Source organism: Burkholderia sp. AU32262 (assembly GCF_020419985.1).
Taxonomy (GTDB): Bacteria; Pseudomonadota; Gammaproteobacteria; order Burkholderiales; family Burkholderiaceae; genus Burkholderia; species Burkholderia semiarida.
This window is the reverse complement of record NZ_JAIZRS010000032.1, coordinates 58124-74796: the sequence shown is the minus strand read 5'-3', so window position 1 is coordinate 74796 and position 16673 is coordinate 58124. Positions and strand designations below refer to the sequence as shown.

Genomic DNA, 16673 nt, shown 5'->3' with positions numbered 1-16673 from the left:
CTCCGCGCCGGCCGCGGCGCAAGCCACGCCGCCCGCCGCTGCCACGTCTGCCGCGCCCGCCCCGCCGTCCGCCGCCGAAGGCGCGCAGCCGACCGGCGCCGCGGTGCCGGCGAAGGCCTATACGCCGACGCCGCAGCAGGTCCGCTACGGCAACGCGATCGCGTTCCGCACGCTGATTCCGTCGCCGCTGCTCGAACAGCTCACCGCGAACGAATACGCGCAGATCGTGCAGACGGCCGCCGACAGCAACCGCCTGCTGCCCGCGAACCAGCCGCGCGTGAAGCGCCTGCGTGCGATCGTCGCGAAGCTCGCGCCGTATTCGGTGAAGTGGAACGACCGCGTGAAAAGCTGGGCATGGGACGTCAATGCGATCCGTTCGCGCGACATTCGCCTGACCTGCCTGCCGGGCGGCAAGGTGCTCGTGTACGGCGGCATGCTCGAGCGTGTGCGCCTGAACGACGACGAGCTCGGCGTGCTGCTCGCGCACGGCATCGCGCATGCGCTGCGCGAACACGCGCGCAGCAACTTCGGTGCGACCTCGCAGACGTCGCTGCGCGCGGCCGCGCTGCCGCCGCTGTTCGGCGTCGGCGATCCGCTGCCGCAGGCGCTGAACCTCGGCGAGCGCCTGCAGTCGCTCCACTACGATCCGACCGACGAGACCGAAGCCGACGTGATCGGCGGCGACATCGCCGCCCGCGCGGGCTTCGATCCGCGCGCGGCGATCACGCTGTGGGACAAGCTCGCGGCCGCGACGCGCGCGAACAAGGCGACGGGTTTCATCTACACGCATCCGTACGGCGCCGCGCGCCGCCAGGATCTGCTGAACCGGCTGCCGGACCTGATGCCGCTGTACGCGAAAGCAACGGGCAAGCGCGTCGAATCGCTGCCCGACTACGCGGGCATCAGCGCGCAGCGGCGCAAGGTCGTGCGGCGCTGAGCGCTACGCGTGCGCGTCGGCCATCGCCGGGCGCACGCCGCTGTCACGCATCCAGCGCACCTCGTCGCCGGGGCTGCGGCCGAACAGCCGCTTGAACTCCCGGCTGAACTGCGATGCGCTCGCGTAGCCGACCCGCGCGGCCGCCGCGCCGGCGCCGAGCCCGTCGCGCACCATCATCAGCCGCGCCTGGTGCAGCCGCGCGGTCTTCACGTACTGCATCGGCGACGTCGCCGTCACGTGCTTGAACTGCGCGTGGAATACCGCGAGGCTCATCCCGGCTTCGCGTGCGAGCGTCTCGACGTCGAGATCGGCCTTCAGCTCCGCGTGAATGCGCCGCAGCGCCTTCGCGATGCGGCCGAAATGGTGCTGCTGCACGAGCGCCGCGCGCATCGCGTCGCCCTGCTCGCCCGTCAGCACGCGATACGCGATCTCGCGCATGATCGCCGGCCCGAGCACGCGCGTGTCGTGCGGCGACGCGAGCGCTTCGAGCAGCCGCACGACGGCATCGGCCAGCGGCGCATCGAGCGGCGTCGAGTACACGCCGAGCGGCTCACTGACCGCCGCGCCGAGCGTCTCGTCGAGCAGGATCGCGAGCTCGGCGATCACCGCGAGATCGACACGGATCGAGATCGCGAGAAACGGCTCGTCCGTGCTCGCGAACGTCTCGCATTCGAACGGCAGCGGCACTGACAGCACCAGGTATTGCTGCGCGTCGTACACGAACGAACGGTCGCCGAGATAGCCGAGCTTGCGCCCCTGGCACACGACGATGATGCTCGGCTCGTACAGCACCGGCATGCGCGGCACGGGATGCGTCACACGGATGAAGCGCACGCCGTCGAGCGCCGCGAGCGTGTCGCCCTCGTTCGGCGCGAGGCGCGTGTGCAGCTCGATCATGCGGCGCTGCAGGCGTTCGCCCGCGTCGGCCAAAAGGGGCTGGAAGCTCATCGGCGTGGTCCTGTCCGGCAAGAGAATCTGGCTCGCAATGTAGCACCTTGAACGTATTTTGACGGCCGTTCGCGGCCAATTCGAGAGGAATAGGCAAATCTTCCAGACCTTCGTGTATTTCGCCGCGGCGCCGCGCTCCTTACGATGAGGGCCTGTCTCGCCGCATCGCCACAGGGTGCGGCGGCAGTCTGTTTCGCCGGATGTTTTCCGGACAAGGAGCCCATTGCATGAGCACGACCTATGCCTACGCGGCGACCGATTCGCAATCGCCGCTCGCCCCGTTCGAATTCCAGCGTCGCGCGCTGCGCGACCTCGACGTCCAGATCGACGTCCTCTACTGCGGCGTCTGCCACTCGGATCTTCACCAGGCGCGCAACGAATGGCGCAACACGATCTACCCGGTCGTACCGGGCCATGAAATCGTCGGGCGCGTGACCGCGACCGGCCCGCAGGTGTCGCGCTTCAAGGTCGGCGAGCTGGTCGGCGTCGGCTGCCTCGTCGATTCGTGCCGCACCTGCGCAAGCTGCGAAGAAGGCCTCGAGCAATATTGCGAGAACGGCTTCGTCGGCACCTACAACGGTCAGGACCGCGTGACGGGCGACATCACGTACGGCGGCTATTCGACGCAGCTCGTCGTCGACGAGGCGTTCGTGCTGCGCGTGCCGGACACGCTCGACCCGGCCGGCGCCGCGCCGCTCTTGTGCGCGGGGATCACGACCTACTCGCCGCTGCGGCAGTGGAACGTCGGCCCCGGCAAGAAGGTCGGCATCGTCGGCCTCGGCGGCCTCGGCCACATGGGCGTGAAGCTGGCGCGCGCGATGGGCGCGCACGTCGTGCTGTTCACGACGTCGCCGTCGAAGATCGACGACGGCAAGCGGCTCGGCGCGCACGAAGTGGTGATCTCGAAGGACGAAGCGCAGATGAACGCGCACCTGAACAGCTTCGACTTCATCCTGAACACGGTCGCCGCGCAGCACGACCTGAATCCGTTCCTGAACCTGCTGAAGCGCGACGGCACGATGACGCTCGTCGGCGCGCCGGAGCACGACCATCCGTCGCCGCAGGTGTTCAACCTGATCTTCAAGCGCCGCCGCCTCGCGGGTTCGCTGATCGGCGGGATCGCGGAAACCCAGGAAATGCTCGATTTCTGCGCGGAGCACGGGATCACGTCCGACATCGAGACGATTCCGATGCAGCAGATCAACGCCGCTTACGAGCGGATGCTCAAGAGCGACGTGAAATACCGGTTCGTGATCGACATGGCGTCGCTCAAGCAGTAAGCGCCGCGGCAAACGAAACGGGCCGCCTGTCGGACAGGCGGCCCGTCTTGCATCCGGCGACCGGACGAATGGCTCGGCGGCTGCGCGCCAGGCGCGGCGCCGGCCATCACTTCGTATAGTCGTAGTCGATCGTCAGCGGCGCATGGTCGCTGAACTTGATGTCCTTGAAGATCGACGTGCGTTTCGCGGTGCCGGCCACGCCCGGCGTCGCGATCTGGTAATCGATCCGCCACCCGACGTTCTTCGCGTACGCCTGGCCGCGGTTGCTCCACCACGTGTACTGCTCGGGACGCGGGTCGAGCGTGCGGAACACGTCGACGTAGCCGACGTCGTCGAACAGCTTCGTGAGCCACGCGCGCTCTTCCGGCAGGCAGCCCGAGTTCTTCTGGTTGCTCTTCCAGTTCTTGATGTCGATTTCCTTGTGGACGATGTTCACGTCGCCGCACAGGATCACCTCGCGCTTCTTCTTCAGCGCGGCGAGGTGCGGCATGAATTCGGCCATGAATCGGTACTTCGCCTGCTGGCGCTCCTCGCCGCTCGAGCCGGACGGCACGTACACCGACACGACCGACAGCTTGCCGTAGCGCGCCTCGACGTAGCGCCCTTCCGGATCGAATTCGCTGCTGCCGAAGCCGATGATCACGTCGTCGGGCTCGCGGCGGCTGTACACGCCGGCGCCGCTGTAGCCCTTCTTCTCCGCGTGGTGGAAATAGCTCTTGAAGCCGTGCGGCTCGACGAATTCGGCCGGCAGGTCGTCGGCCGATACCTTGATTTCCTGCACGCATACGCAATCGGCGTTCTGTTCGCCGAGCCAGTCGAAGAAGCCCTTCTTCGCGGCGGAGCGGATGCCGTTCAGGTTGGCGGTAATCACTCGCATCATGTCGGGTTCCGTTCAGTTCGATGTTTTTACAGGGTTAACGGATCTTCACGCCTTCGAGCTCGGGCTTCGGCGGCGGGAATTCCAGCTTCATGTCGGTCATCGTGCGCAGCAGCAACTCGGCGATCATCACGTTGCGGTGCGTCTTCGAGTTCGCCGGGATCACGTACCACGGCGCATGCTCGGCCGACGTCGCGGCGAGCGCGTCGCGGTACGCGGACTGGTAGGCGTCCCAGTGCTTGCGCGCGTCGAGGTCGGCGATGTCGAATTTCCAGTGCTTGGTCGGATCGTCGATGCGCGCCTGCAGCCGCTCGCGCTGCTCGTCCTTCGAGATGTGCAGGAAGCACTTGACGATGGTCGTGCCGTTCTCGAACAGCATCGTCTCGAAATCGCGGATCTGCCAGTAGCGGCGCTCGCACTCCTTGTCGCCGATCGCGCCGAGCACGCGCGGCACGAGGACGTCCTCGTAGTGGCTGCGGTTGAAGATCGCGAGCTCGCCCGCGGCCGGCACCTGCGCATGCACGCGCCACAGGAAGTCGTGCGCGGCCTCGATCGGCGTCGGCGCCTTGAACGGCACGATGCGCAGGCCGAGCGGATCGACCTCGCGAAACACCGCGCGCACGGTGCCGTCCTTGCCGCTCGTATCCATCCCCTGCAGCACGAGCAGCACGCGCTTCTTCTGCTGCGTGTGCAGGCGCTCCTGCTGCACGTCGAGCTCGGTCGACACCGCCGACAGCCGTTCGCGGTCGGCCTCCTTCGATCCGGACGAAAACGGCTTCGCGGCCGGGTCGAACGCGTCGAGCGTGAATGCGGCGGCTTCCTTCTCGCGCGTGCTGTACGGCACGCGGAAATCGTCGAGCGACGGTTGTTTCGCCATTCGTTCCTCCGTTGGGCGGTGCGATGCATACAATAACGCATCCACCAAATGCGACGGGCCGCCCGAACGCGTTCGGTGCGGCCCGTCGTCAAGCGCGGGTCAGGCGCGCGCGCATGCTCAGCCGAGCTTCTTCTTCAGCAGTTCGTTGACCTGCTGCGGATTGGCCTTGCCCTTCGTCGCCTTCATCGCCTGGCCGATCAGCGCGTTGAACGCCTTTTCCTTGCCCGCGCGGAATTCCTCGACCGACTTCGCGTTCGCCGCGAGCACTTCGTCGATGATCGCTTCCAGCGCGCCGGTGTCGGAGATCTGCTTCAGCCCCTTCGCGTCGATGATGCGATCGGCCGCGCCTTCGTCGGTCGCCTTCTCGTCCCAGATCGTCGCGAAGATTTCCTTCGCGATCTTGTTCGAGATCGTGCTGTCGGCGATGCGCTGCAGCAACAGCGCGAGCTGCGCGGCCGACACCGGAATCGCGTCGATCTCGATGCCGTCGCGGTTCAGCTGCGACGACACGTCGCCCATCAGCCAGTTCGCGGCGATCTTCGCGTTCGCCGCGCCGGCCTTCGCGACCACCGCCTCGAAGTACGCGGCCATCGCCTTGCTCGACGTCAGCACGCCCGCGTCGTACGCGGACACGCCGTATTCGTCGACGAAGCGCTGCTGCATCGCGGCCGGCAGCTCGGGCATGCCGGACTGCACGCGCTCGATCCAGTCCTGGCCGATCACGAGCGGCATCAGGTCGGGATCGGGGAAGTAGCGGTAATCGTGCGCGTCTTCCTTGCTGCGCATCGAACGCGTCTCGCGCTTGTCCGGATCGTACAGGCGCGTTTCCTGCACGACTTCGCCGCCGTCCTCGATCAGCTCGATCTGACGGCGCACTTCGTAATTGATCGCTTCCTCGAGGAAACGGAACGAGTTCAGGTTCTTGATTTCCGCGCGCGTGCCGAACTTCTCCTGGCCGACCGGGCGCACCGACACGTTCGCATCGCAGCGGAACGAGCCTTCCTGCATGTTGCCGTCGCAGATGCCGAGCCACACGACGAGCGCGTGCAGCGCCTTCGCGTACGCGACGGCCTCGGCCGCGCTGCGCATTTCCGGCTCGGTGACGATCTCGAGCAGCGGCGTGCCCGCGCGGTTCAGGTCGATCCCGGTCATCCCGGCGAAGTCTTCATGCAGCGACTTGCCCGCGTCTTCCTCGAGGTGCGCGCGGGTCAGGTTGACCGTCTTCTCGTACGCGGGCTTGCCGGCCTTTTCGTTGGCGGGCACCTGGATCGTGATCCGGCCGCCCTGCACGACCGGAATCTCGTACTGGCTGATCTGATAGCCCTTCGGCAGATCGGGGTAGAAATAATTCTTGCGCGCGAAGATGCTGCGCGGCGCGATGGTCGAGCCGATCGCGAGGCCGAAGCGGATCGCGCGCTCGACCGCGCCGCGGTTCAGCACCGGCAGCACGCCCGGCAGCGCCAGGTCGACCGGGCACGCCTGCGTGTTCGGCTCGGCGCCGAACTGCGTGGATGCGCCCGAGAAAATCTTCGAGACGGTCGACAGTTGCGCGTGCGTCTCGAGACCGATGACGACTTCCCACTGAGTAGCCATATGCTTACACCCCCGCCGGAACTTGCTTGTGCCAGTCGGTCGCGCGCTGGAACGCGTCCGCGACCTGCAGCATCCGGGCTTCGTTGAAATAGTTGCCGATGATCTGCAGGCCGACCGGGCGCTTCGCGTTCGCGCCCGCGCCGAAGCCGCACGGCACGCTCATGCCGGGCAGGCCCGCGAGGCTCACCGACAGCGTGTAGATATCCGCGAGATACATCTGCACCGGATCGTCGCCCTTCGCGCCGAGATCCCATGCGACCGTCGGCGACGCCGGGCCCATGATCACGTCGCAGGACTTGAACGCTTCCTGGAAATCGTTCGCGATGATGCGGCGGATCTTCTGCGCCTGCAGGTAGTACGCGTCGTAGTAGCCGTGCGACAGCACGTACGTGCCGACGAGAATCCGGCGCTTCACTTCCGGCCCGAAGCCTTCGGCGCGCGACTTCTTGTACATGTCGAGCAGGTCGCCGTACTGCGCGGCGCGGTGGCCGAAGCGCACGCCGTCGAAACGCGACAGGTTCGACGAGGCCTCGGCCGGGGCGATCACGTAGTACACGGGGATCGACAGTTCCGTCTTCGGCAGCGACACCGGCACGAGCGTGGCGCCGAGCGCTTCATATTGCTTGAGCGCCGCATCGATCGTCGCGCGCACGTCGTCGGCGAGGCCGGCGCCGAAATACTCGTTCGGCAGGCCGATGCGCAGGCCGGCGAGCGGCTTGCCCGCGTCGTTGCCGGCCGCCCACGGCTGGCCGAGGTGACGCGTGAAATCTTCCTCGTCGCGCTCGAGGCTCGTCGAGTCGCGCTCGTCGAAGCCGGCCATCGCGTTCAGCAGCAGCGCGCAGTCGGACGCGCTCTGCGCCATCGGGCCGCCCTGGTCGAGCGACGACGCGAACGCGATCATCCCGTAGCGCGACACGCGGCCGTAGGTCGGCTTGATGCCCGTCACGCCCGCGAACGACGCGGGCTGGCGGATCGAGCCGCCGGTGTCGGTGCCGGTCGCGGCCGGCGCGAGGCGCGCGGCGACGGCGGCCGAGCTGCCGCCCGAGCTGCCGCCCGGCACCGCGTCCGTGTCCCACGGGTTCTTCACCGCGCCGAACGCCGAGTTCTCGTTCGACGAGCCCATCGCGAACTCGTCCATGTTGGTCTTGCCGAGCGTGACCATGCCGGCCGCCTGCAGGCGGGCGACCACGGTCGCGTCGAACGGGCTTTCGTAATTCGCGAGCATTTTCGAGCCGGCGGTCGAGCGCCAGCCGCGCGTGACGAACACGTCCTTGTGCGCGATCGGCAGGCCGGTGAGCGCGCCGCCCGCGCCGCGCGCGAGCTCCGCGTCGGCGGCTTTCGCCTGCGCGAGGGTGAGGTCGGCGTCGACGTGGACGAACGCGTTCAGATCGCGCGCGGCGTCGATCCGTTTCAGATAGTGCTGCGCGAGCTCGACGGCCGAGCATTCCTTGGCGGCGAGCGCGGCGCGCAGTTCGGTCAGGCTTTTTGCGTGCATTGAGTGGTTTTCCTGGGAATTCTGGGTCGCGCGCGGCGCTGGACGGCCGGCGCGCTTGTCATCGAATGCTTACTCGATCACCTTCGGCACGAGATAGAGGCCGTCCTGGACGGCCGGCGCCGGACGCTGGTTGTCGTCGCGATTGACGAGCTCCGTCACGGCGTCGTCGCGCAGGCGCTGCGCGACTGCCTGGATCTGTTCGATCGGGTGGGCGAGCGGCGCGATGCCGGCGGTGTCGACCGCCTGCATCTGCTCGACGAGGCCGAAGAATTCGTTGAGCTGGCCGAGCATGTGCTCGGCGTCGGCGTCGGCCATTTCGAGTCGCGCCAGGTGCGCGATGCGTTTCACATCGGTCAGGGTCAGGGCCATGCGATCACCGGAAAAACAAGGCTGCGCAGTGCATCGAAGCAGCACTGCGGCGGGGGGTTGGAGGGTGCGATCCCACCCTCAAAAATCGGGGCCGAAGCGGCAAAAATACCGCCCGTTTCGATTCAAATACCGTGAAATTATAAGGTATCATTACGCGTTCGACCCAAACCCGGCAGCCTTTTCCCGCACCGTTTCGCCCTGTTTCGGCAAGCCGTGCGTGCTTCGTGCGATCCCCGGTAGACATCACTCGCAGCTTCGTGCGCCGCGGCGGCCGCTTCCGCCACGCTTCCCGAGGCTGTTATTTTTTCCGCTGCCGCCCTCAGCGCTCGCTATGCAGGGCCGGCCCAGAGCGAAACAGGATTCTGAATGTTCGGTTTTTTGCGCAGCTACTTCTCCAACGATCTCGCGATCGACCTCGGCACCGCAAACACCCTGATCTACATGCGCGGCAAGGGCATCGTGCTCGATGAGCCGTCCGTCGTGTCGATCCGCCAGGAAGGCGGCCCCAACGGCAAGAAGACGATCCAGGCGGTCGGCAAGGAAGCCAAGCAGATGCTCGGCAAGGTGCCGGGCAACATCGAGGCGATCCGCCCGATGAAGGACGGCGTGATCGCCGACTTCACCGTCACCGAGCAGATGATCAAGCAGTTCATCAAGACGGCGCACGAGTCGCGCATGTTCTCGCCGTCGCCGCGCATCATCATCTGCGTGCCGTGCGGCTCGACCCAGGTCGAGCGCCGCGCGATCAAGGAAGCCGCGCACGGCGCCGGCGCCTCGCAGGTCTACCTGATCGAGGAGCCGATGGCGGCCGCGATCGGCGCGGGCCTGCCGGTATCGGAAGCCACCGGCTCGATGGTCGTCGACATCGGCGGCGGCACGACCGAAGTCGGCGTGATCTCGCTCGGCGGCATCGTCTACAAGGGCTCGGTGCGCGTCGGCGGCGACAAGTTCGACGAGGCGATCGTCAACTACATCCGCCGCAACTACGGGATGCTGATCGGCGAGCAGACCGCCGAGGCGATCAAGAAGGAAATCGGCTCCGCGTTCCCGGGCTCCGAAGTCAAGGAAATGGAAGTGAAGGGCCGCAACCTGTCGGAAGGCATCCCGCGCAGCTTCACGATCTCCAGCAACGAAATCCTCGAAGCGCTGACCGATCCGCTGAACCAGATCGTGTCGTCGGTGAAGATCGCGCTCGAACAGACGCCGCCGGAACTCGGCGCCGACATCGCCGAACGCGGGATGATGCTGACGGGCGGCGGCGCGCTGCTGCGCGACCTCGATCGCCTGCTCGCGGAAGAAACCGGCCTGCCGGTGCTCGTCGCGGAAGATCCGCTGACCTGCGTCGTGCGCGGTTCGGGCATGGCGCTCGAGCGCATGGACAAGCTGGGCAGCATCTTCTCGTACGAGTGATCGCCCAGTGATCGCCTAGGCAGTCCCGTTTGATATGACGCACCCGCGGCGTGGCCGGATCGCTCGTTCAGAACGAACCGCCGCGCCGTTTGCGCGTCTGAGCATTATTTAACCGATCACACGCGCCCGGCGCCGACCATGGAATACAGTCCGCCGCCCCTCTTCAAGCAAGGTCCGCCCGCGCTCGCGCGGCTCATCTTCTTCGTCGCCCTCGCCATCGCGCTCCTCGTGTCGGACGCGCGCTTCAGCACGCTCGAAATCGTGCGCGGCGTGCTCGGCACCGTGCTGTACCCGCTGCAACGCGCGGCGCTCGTGCCGCGCGACCTGTTCATGGGCGCGGCCGACATCGCCGTCACCGGCGCGTCGCTGCGCCACGAGAACGACGACCTCCGCAAGCGCAACCTGCAACTGTCCACTCAGGCCAACCAGGCCGCGGTGCTTGCGCAGGAGAACATGCATCTGCGCGCGGTGCTCGAGCTGCGCCAGCACATCGCGACGCAATCGACGCCGGTCGAGATCCAGTACGACACGAGCGACCCGTTCACGCAGAAGATCGTGATCGGCCAAGGCTCGCAGCAAGGCATCCAGGACGGCTCGCCCGTCGTCAGCGAGGACGGCGTGGTCGGCCAGGTCACGCGCGTGTTCCCGCTGCAATCCGAAGTCACGCTGGTCACCGACCGCGATCTCGCGATTCCCGTGCAGGTGCTGCGCACCGGCCTGCGCAGCGTGATCTATGGCACGCCGAAGGGCGATTCTCTCGACCTGCGCTTCGTGCCGACGAGCGCGGATCTCGTCGCCGGCGACGAGCTCGTCACGAGCGGCCTCGACGGCGTCTATCCGCCCGGCCTGCCGGTCGCGAAGGTCGTGCGCGTCGACAAGCTCGCCGATACCGCGTTCGCGCGCGTGACCTGCGCACCGGTCGCGGCCGTGCGCGGCGCGCGCCAGATGCTCGTGCTGCATTACCGGAACGACATCCCGCCGCGCCCGGCCGAGCCCGATCCCGCCGCCGAGAAGAACGCGAAGGGCAAGAAGGGCGCGAAAGCCGCCGCAAAGGGCGAGAAGGCCGAGAAAACCGACAAGGCCGACGCGAACGCGAAGCCGGCCGCCGCGGCCCAGCCCGGCGCGAAGCCGGCGCCGGCGCCGGCCCAGCCCGCCGCCGCGCCCGCGAAGCCCGCCGCCGGGCAATCTGGAGCCCAGCGATGAACCGCCCGCAATACATCCTGCAGCCGGTCAATCCGTACTTCATCGTCTTCAGCCTCGCCGCCGCGTTCCTGCTGAACCTGATGCCGTGGGGCCGCCTGCCCGGCGTGCCCGACTTCGTCGCGCTGGTGCTGCTGTTCTGGAACATCCACCAGCCGCGCAAGGTCGGGATGGGCGTCGCGTTCGCGCTCGGCATCCTGATGGACGTGCACGACGCGGGGCTGCTCGGCGAGCATGCGCTCGCCTATACGCTGCTGTCGTACGGCGCGATCACGATCCACCGCCGCGTGCTGTGGATGCCGATCGGCGTGCAGGTGCTGTACGTCACGCCGCTGCTCGTCGCCGCGCAGCTCGTGCCGTTCGTGATCCGCCTGCTGATGGGCGCCGCGTTCCCCGGTTGGCGCTACCTCGTCGACGGTTTCGTCGAAGCCGCGCTGTGGCCGATCGCGAGCCATCTGCTGCTGATGCCGCAACGCCGCCCGGTCGACCCGGACGATACGCGCCCGATCTGAGCCGGACCGACCTTGAATACCCGCCGCCCCCACGCCCGCCGCGCGCCGCGCTCCGGGGCGGCACCTCGCCCTCGCCCGCGCGCGGGCCAGATTGCCAGTAAATGACCGAATTCAACGACACCCAACAGCAGCTCTCGAGGTTCCGCCTGCGCGTCGCGGCGGCGGGCGTGTTCGTGTTCGTCTGCTTCGGGCTGCTCGCGAGCCGTTTCTTCTATCTGCAGTTGATGCAGCACGGCAAATACGCGCTGCAGGCCGAGGAAAACCGCATCTCGGTCGCGCCGATCGTGCCGAACCGCGGGATCATCACCGACCGCAACGGCGTGATCCTCGCGAAGAACTACTCGGCGTACACGCTCGAGATCACGCCGTCGAAGCTCGACGACACGCTCGACAACACGATCGACAAGCTGTCGGAGATCGTCCCGATCGACGCCCGCGACCGCCGCCGCTTCAAGAAGCTGCAGGAAGACTCGAAGAACTTCGAGAGCCTGCCGATCCGCACGCGGCTCACCGACGCCGAAGTCGCGCGCTTCACCGCGCAGCGTTTCCGCTTCCCCGGCGTCGACGTGCGCGCGCGGCTGTTCCGCCAGTACCCGCTCGGCATGACGGCCGCGCACGTGATCGGTTATATCGGCCGGATCTCGAAGCGCGACCAGGATCGCATCGACGCGATGAGCGACGACAACGACAGCGACCAGGAACACTACGATCCGCGTCGCGACGCGAACAACTACAAGGGCACCGACTACATCGGCAAGATCGGCGTCGAGCAGAGCTACGAAACCGAGCTGCACGGGCTCACGGGCTTCGAGGAAGTCGAGGTGACGGCCGGCGGCCGGCCGGTGCGCACGCTGTCGCGCACGCAGGCGACGCCCGGCAACAATCTCGTGCTGTCGCTGGACATCGGGCTGCAGCAGGTCGCCGAGCAGGCGTTCGCCGGCAAGCGCGGCGCGCTCGTCGCGATCGAGCCGAAGACGGGCGACGTGCTCGCGTTCGTGTCGTCGCCGAGCTTCGACCCGAACTCGTTCGTCGACGGCATCGACCAGCAGACCTGGGACGAGCTGAACAACTCGCCCGACAAGCCGCTCCTGAACCGCCCGCTGCACGGCACCTACCCGCCCGGCTCGACGTACAAGCCGTTCATGGCGCTCGCGGGCCTGACGCTCGGCAAGCGCACGCCGGGCTGGGGCTTCCAGGACCCGGGCTACTTCACGTTCGGCGGCCACACGTTCCGCAACGACGTGCGCTCGGGCCAGGGCTGGGTCGACATGAACAAGGCGATCATGGTGTCGAACGACACCTACTTCTACATGCTCGCGCGCGACCTCGGCGTGAACGCGATCGCGAACTTCATGAAGCCGTTCGGCTTCGGCCAGATCACCGGCATCGACATCCAGGGCGAGGCGCGCGGGATCCTGCCGTCGACCGACTGGAAGAAGAAGGCGTTCAAGAAGCCGGCGCAGCAGAAGTGGTTCGACGGCGAGACGATCAGCCTCGGGATCGGCCAGGGCTACAACTCGTTCACGATCCTGCAGCTCGCGCACGCGACCGCGACGCTCGCGAACAACGGCGTCGTGATGAAGCCCCACCTCGTGAAGGAAGTCGAGGATCCGATCACGCGTGCCCGCCACCTGACGGTGCCGAAAGAAAGCGACGTGATCCCGCTGAAGGCGGCCGACATCGACGTCGTGAAACGCGGGATGGAGAACGTGATCGAGAACCCGTCCGGTACCGCGTACAAGGTGTTCCGCGGCGCGCAGTACCTCGCCGCCGGCAAGACCGGCACCGCGCAGGTGTTTTCGCTGCAGGGCTCGAACTACAAGGGCCACCTGCTCGCCGAGCACCTGCGCGACCACGCGCTGTTCATCGCGTATGCGCCGGTCGACCACCCGCAGATCGCCGTCGCGCTGGTCGTCGAAAACGGCGGCTGGGGCGCCCAGGCCGCCGGCCCGGTCGCGCGTCGCGTGCTCGACTACTACCTGGTCGAGCGCCAGAACCCGAAGAACGAAGCCGCGGCCGTGGCCGCCGCGGCGTCGGCCACCGAGCCGGTGAGCGCGCCCGTGGTCGGCGACACATCGAAGCCGGCCACGATCGCGGCCGGCTTCACCGCGCTGCCGCAGCCGGTCGTGCCGTCGGCAGCCAGCGCGGCCGACGCGGCCTCAGGCGCCTCGGGCGCGGCAGGCGCCAGCGCCACGGCGCCGGCCGACGCGAGCGCCGCGGCGCCGATGGCCGCGAGCCTGCCGCCGATCCGGCGCCCGCACCGCCCGCGCCGGCCCGCCAGCGACGCGCAGCCTGCCGTCGCCGCGCCGCGGGACGACAACCATCGTGCGACGGCCCCCGCGAAAGCGGCGGACGCCGGCACTGCTCATTAACGGAGAAAGGCATGCAATTCGACAAGCGCGCCTGGCTCGACAAGATCAAGCAGATGTTCGCGGGCTTCGACCGCCCGCTCGCCCTCATCGTGTTCCTGCTGCTGTGCGTCGGCATCGTCACGCTGTACAGCGCGTCGATCGACGTGCCGGGCCGCGTCGAGGACCAGTTGCGCAACATCCTGCTGACCTTCGTGCTGATGTGGGTGATCGCGAACATCCCGCCGACCACGCTGATGCGCTTCGCGGTCCCGCTCTACACGTTCGGGGTCACGCTGCTGATCGCCGTCGCGCTGTTCGGGATGACCAAGAAGGGCGCGAAGCGCTGGCTGAACGTCGGCGTCGTGATCCAGCCGTCGGAAATCCTCAAGATCGCGACACCGCTGATGCTCGCGTGGTACTACCAGCGCCGCGAAGGCGGGCTGCGCTGGTACGACTTCGTCGCGGCGTTCGGGATCCTGATGGTGCCGGTCGGGCTGATCGCGAAGCAGCCCGACCTCGGCACCGGCCTGCTCGTGTTCGCGGCCGGCTTCTTCGTGATCTATCTGGCCGGCCTGTCGTTCAAGCTGATCGTGCCGGTGCTCGTCGCGGGCGTGATCGCGGTCGGCTCGATCGCCGTGTTCGAGGAACGCATCTGCCAGCCCGAAGTGCAGTGGCCGCTGATGCACGACTATCAGAAGCACCGGGTGTGCACGCTGCTCGACCCGACGTCCGACCCGCTCGGCAAGGGCTTCCACACGATCCAGGCGGTGATCGCGATCGGCTCGGGCGGCGTGCTCGGCAAGGGCTACCTGAAAGGCACGCAGGCCCACCTCGAATTCATCCCCGAGAAGCATACCGACTTCATCTTCGCGGTGTTCTCGGAGGAATGGGGGCTCGCCGGCGGGCTCGTGCTGCTGGCGCTGTACATGGCGCTGATCGCGCGCGGCCTCTACATCGCCGCGCAGGGCGCGACACAGTTCGGCCGGCTGCTCGCGGGCTCGCTCACGCTCGCGTTCTTCGTCTACGCGTTCGTCAACATCGGGATGGTGAGCGGCGTGCTGCCGGTCGTCGGCGTGCCGCTGCCGTTCATGAGTTACGGCGGCACCGCGCTCACGACGCTCGGCATCGCGATCGGGATGATCATGAGCGTCGGCCGGCAGCGGCGGCTGATGAAGAGCTGATCGCGCGGCCGGCACTGCACCGCGCAGCACACGCAAACGGCGCCGCGACGCGCCGTTTTGCATCGGGCCCGCCGAATGCGGCCGCTTACTGCGGCGGCGCGCGCGGCTTGTCTTGCCCCGCGCCGGCGCCCGATGCCGGCGCCTTCAGCCGCGCGCTCAGCTCCTTGAATTTCAGGCCGGCCGTCTCGTCGCCCTGCGCGGCGGCCGCCGCGTAATACGCCCGCGCGATGTTCAGGTTCTGCGTGACGCCGTCGCCGCCGTGCTCGTAGAACGATGCGGTCACGTACTGCGCGGTGGGCTCGCCGGCGTCGGCGGCCTGCTTGTACCACGTGAACGCCTGCCGGTTGTCGCGCGGCGTGCCGCGCCCGTCGAGAAACTGGTTCGCGAGCGACAGCGCGGCCTGCACGTGCCCCTGCTTCGCGGCCCGCAGGAACCAGCGGTGCGCTTCGGCCGGATTGCGCGCGACGAACTCGCCGTCGTCGAACATCCGGCCGTACACGTACTGCGCATGCGACATGTTCGCTTCCGCCGCGCGCTTCAGCCAGCGCAGCCCTTCGCCGACGTTCGCCGTCACGCCTTCGCCCGTCAGCAGCATCATCGCGTAATTGAACTGCGCGAGGCGATCGCCGCGCTCGGCCGCATCGTGGAACTGCACCAGCGCCGCGCGATAGTCGCCCGCGTTGTAGTCGGCGACCGCCGATTGCGTCTCGTGCGACGGATCGGGCTTCGCTTGCGGCGCCCCCTGCGCGGCGGCCGCCGCCGCCCACACGGCCCACAGGCCGACCATCGCCCCGATCCGCGCGCGCCTGCGGCACGCGCCGTCTGCGCCGTTCATGACCGTACCTCCTGCAACGCCTGTCGCGCCGCGCGCAACAGCCAGCTCACGTCGGCCGACACCGTGATCATCCGGTAGCCGGCCTCGCGGTACTGGCGCGCGGCCGCCGTATCGCCCGCGAAGATGCCGACCGCGACGCCCGCCTGCTTGCCGGCCGCGAGCACGCGCGCCATCGCGGTTTCGACGTCCGGATGGCGGATATCGCCGAGATGCCCGAGGCTCGCCGCGAGGTCGGCCGGACCGACGAACACGCAATCGACGCCCGGCGTCGCCGCGATCCGCTCGACTTCGTCGACGCCGCGCGCCGATTCGACCTGCACGACCACCGCGACTTGCGCATTCGCCGTCTGCAGGTAGTCGCGGCGCATGCCGAACGCCGCCGCGCGCACCATGCCCGCGACGCCGCGCAGCCCGTCGGGCGTTTCGGGAGACGGGAAGCGCGTGAGCCGCACCGCGTGCGCGGCGTCGTCGGGCGTCTCGATACACGGGAACATCAGCGTGCGCGCGCCGGCGTCGAGCGCGCGCTTCACGAGCCACGGCTCGCGCGCCGGCACGCGCACGACCGGCTCGCTCGGCAGGTGCGCGGCGGCGATCGCGCGCAGTTGCGACGCCACGTCGCGACTGTCGTTCGGCGCATGCTCCATGTCGATGCAGAGCCAGTCGTAACCGGCGTGCGCGAGCGCTTCCGCGGCCGAGTCGCAGCCGAGCGACAGCCACAGGCCGTACAGCGGCTCGTCACCGTCGCGCAGGCGTTGTTTGAGGGAATTGGTGAGCGTGCTCATCGATACGGCCTCCGGAGCGGAACGGC

General features: G+C 68.0%; 15 protein-coding genes. 7 read left to right on the top strand and 8 right to left on the bottom strand.

Annotated features, from left to right (window positions below):
* On the top strand, nucleotides 1-937 hold a 937-nt coding region (locus tag LGN10_RS28980; RefSeq protein WP_226225827.1), incomplete at its 5' end, for a M48 family metallopeptidase.
* Nucleotides 938-940: 3 nt separating this feature from the next.
* Here LGN10_RS28980 and LGN10_RS28975 read toward each other — a convergent pair.
* Complete coding sequence (locus tag LGN10_RS28975) at nucleotides 941-1885, bottom strand: AraC family transcriptional regulator (protein ID WP_059573626.1); 945 nt, start codon at nucleotides 1883-1885, stop codon at nucleotides 941-943.
* 227 nt (nucleotides 1886-2112) lie between these two features.
* Between LGN10_RS28975 and LGN10_RS28970 the strand changes: the two genes are divergently transcribed.
* A complete protein-coding gene (locus tag LGN10_RS28970) occupies nucleotides 2113-3165 on the top strand; it encodes an NAD(P)-dependent alcohol dehydrogenase (protein ID WP_059573625.1) in 1053 nt (350 codons plus the stop codon).
* Between the two features lie 106 nt (nucleotides 3166-3271).
* On the opposite strand, the gene LGN10_RS28965 is transcribed toward LGN10_RS28970, so the two are convergent.
* The 5 genes from LGN10_RS28965 to gatC all read right to left on the bottom strand — a co-directional run bounded on the left by LGN10_RS28965 (nucleotide 3272) and on the right by gatC (nucleotide 8376).
* Nucleotides 3272-4045: an exodeoxyribonuclease III gene (locus tag LGN10_RS28965; protein ID WP_059573624.1), complete on the bottom strand. Its 774-nt coding sequence runs from the start codon at nucleotides 4043-4045 to the stop codon at nucleotides 3272-3274.
* Nucleotides 4046-4079: 34 nt separating this feature from the next.
* Nucleotides 4080-4919: a polyphosphate kinase 2 family protein gene (locus LGN10_RS28960; protein ID WP_226225825.1), complete on the bottom strand. Its 840-nt coding sequence runs from the start codon at nucleotides 4917-4919 to the stop codon at nucleotides 4080-4082.
* 117 nt (nucleotides 4920-5036) lie between these two features.
* On the bottom strand, nucleotides 5037-6512 hold the full coding sequence (gatB, locus tag LGN10_RS28955; RefSeq protein ID WP_226225823.1) for an Asp-tRNA(Asn)/Glu-tRNA(Gln) amidotransferase subunit GatB: 1476 nt from the start codon (nucleotides 6510-6512) through the stop codon (nucleotides 5037-5039).
* 4 nt (nucleotides 6513-6516) lie between these two features.
* On the bottom strand, nucleotides 6517-8007 hold the full coding sequence (gatA, locus tag LGN10_RS28950; protein ID WP_124863336.1) for an Asp-tRNA(Asn)/Glu-tRNA(Gln) amidotransferase subunit GatA: 1491 nt from the start codon (nucleotides 8005-8007) through the stop codon (nucleotides 6517-6519).
* A gap of 69 nt (nucleotides 8008-8076) precedes the next feature.
* Entirely contained in the window at nucleotides 8077-8376 is a 300-nt protein-coding gene (gene gatC / locus LGN10_RS28945) for an Asp-tRNA(Asn)/Glu-tRNA(Gln) amidotransferase subunit GatC (RefSeq protein WP_059573621.1), read from the bottom strand.
* Between the two features lie 366 nt (nucleotides 8377-8742).
* Between gatC and LGN10_RS28940 the strand changes: the two genes are divergently transcribed.
* The 5 genes from LGN10_RS28940 (at nucleotide 8743) to rodA (ending at nucleotide 15030) form a co-directional block, all read left to right on the top strand.
* On the top strand, nucleotides 8743-9786 hold the full coding sequence (locus LGN10_RS28940) for a rod shape-determining protein (protein WP_004189550.1): 1044 nt from the start codon (nucleotides 8743-8745) through the stop codon (nucleotides 9784-9786).
* A 138-nt stretch (nucleotides 9787-9924) separates the two neighbouring features.
* Nucleotides 9925-10989: a rod shape-determining protein MreC gene (gene mreC, locus LGN10_RS28935; protein WP_226225822.1), complete on the top strand. Its 1065-nt coding sequence runs from the start codon at nucleotides 9925-9927 to the stop codon at nucleotides 10987-10989.
* Nucleotides 10986-11498 (top strand): rod shape-determining protein MreD, encoded by a 513-nt coding sequence (gene mreD, locus LGN10_RS28930; RefSeq protein WP_006477476.1) that lies wholly within the window; start codon nucleotides 10986-10988, stop codon nucleotides 11496-11498. Before mreC ends, mreD begins: the two co-directional genes overlap by 4 nt.
* 101 nt (nucleotides 11499-11599) lie before the next feature.
* The gene (mrdA, locus tag LGN10_RS28925) at nucleotides 11600-13870 is read left to right on the top strand and encodes a penicillin-binding protein 2 (RefSeq protein ID WP_060312265.1); all 2271 of its coding nucleotides are present in this window, start codon (nucleotides 11600-11602) and stop codon (nucleotides 13868-13870) included.
* A gap of 11 nt (nucleotides 13871-13881) precedes the next feature.
* Entirely contained in the window at nucleotides 13882-15030 is a 1149-nt protein-coding gene (gene rodA / locus LGN10_RS28920) for a rod shape-determining protein RodA (RefSeq protein ID WP_059573618.1), read from the top strand.
* 85 nt (nucleotides 15031-15115) lie between these two features.
* On the opposite strand, the gene LGN10_RS28915 is transcribed toward rodA, so the two are convergent.
* Nucleotides 15116-15865: a tetratricopeptide repeat protein gene (locus tag LGN10_RS28915; RefSeq protein WP_226225820.1), complete on the bottom strand. Its 750-nt coding sequence runs from the start codon at nucleotides 15863-15865 to the stop codon at nucleotides 15116-15118.
* Nucleotides 15862-16647: an HpcH/HpaI aldolase family protein gene (locus LGN10_RS28910; RefSeq protein ID WP_226225818.1), complete on the bottom strand. Its 786-nt coding sequence runs from the start codon at nucleotides 16645-16647 to the stop codon at nucleotides 15862-15864. Before LGN10_RS28910 ends, LGN10_RS28915 begins: the two co-directional genes overlap by 4 nt.
* Between the last annotated feature and the right edge of the window lie 26 nt (nucleotides 16648-16673).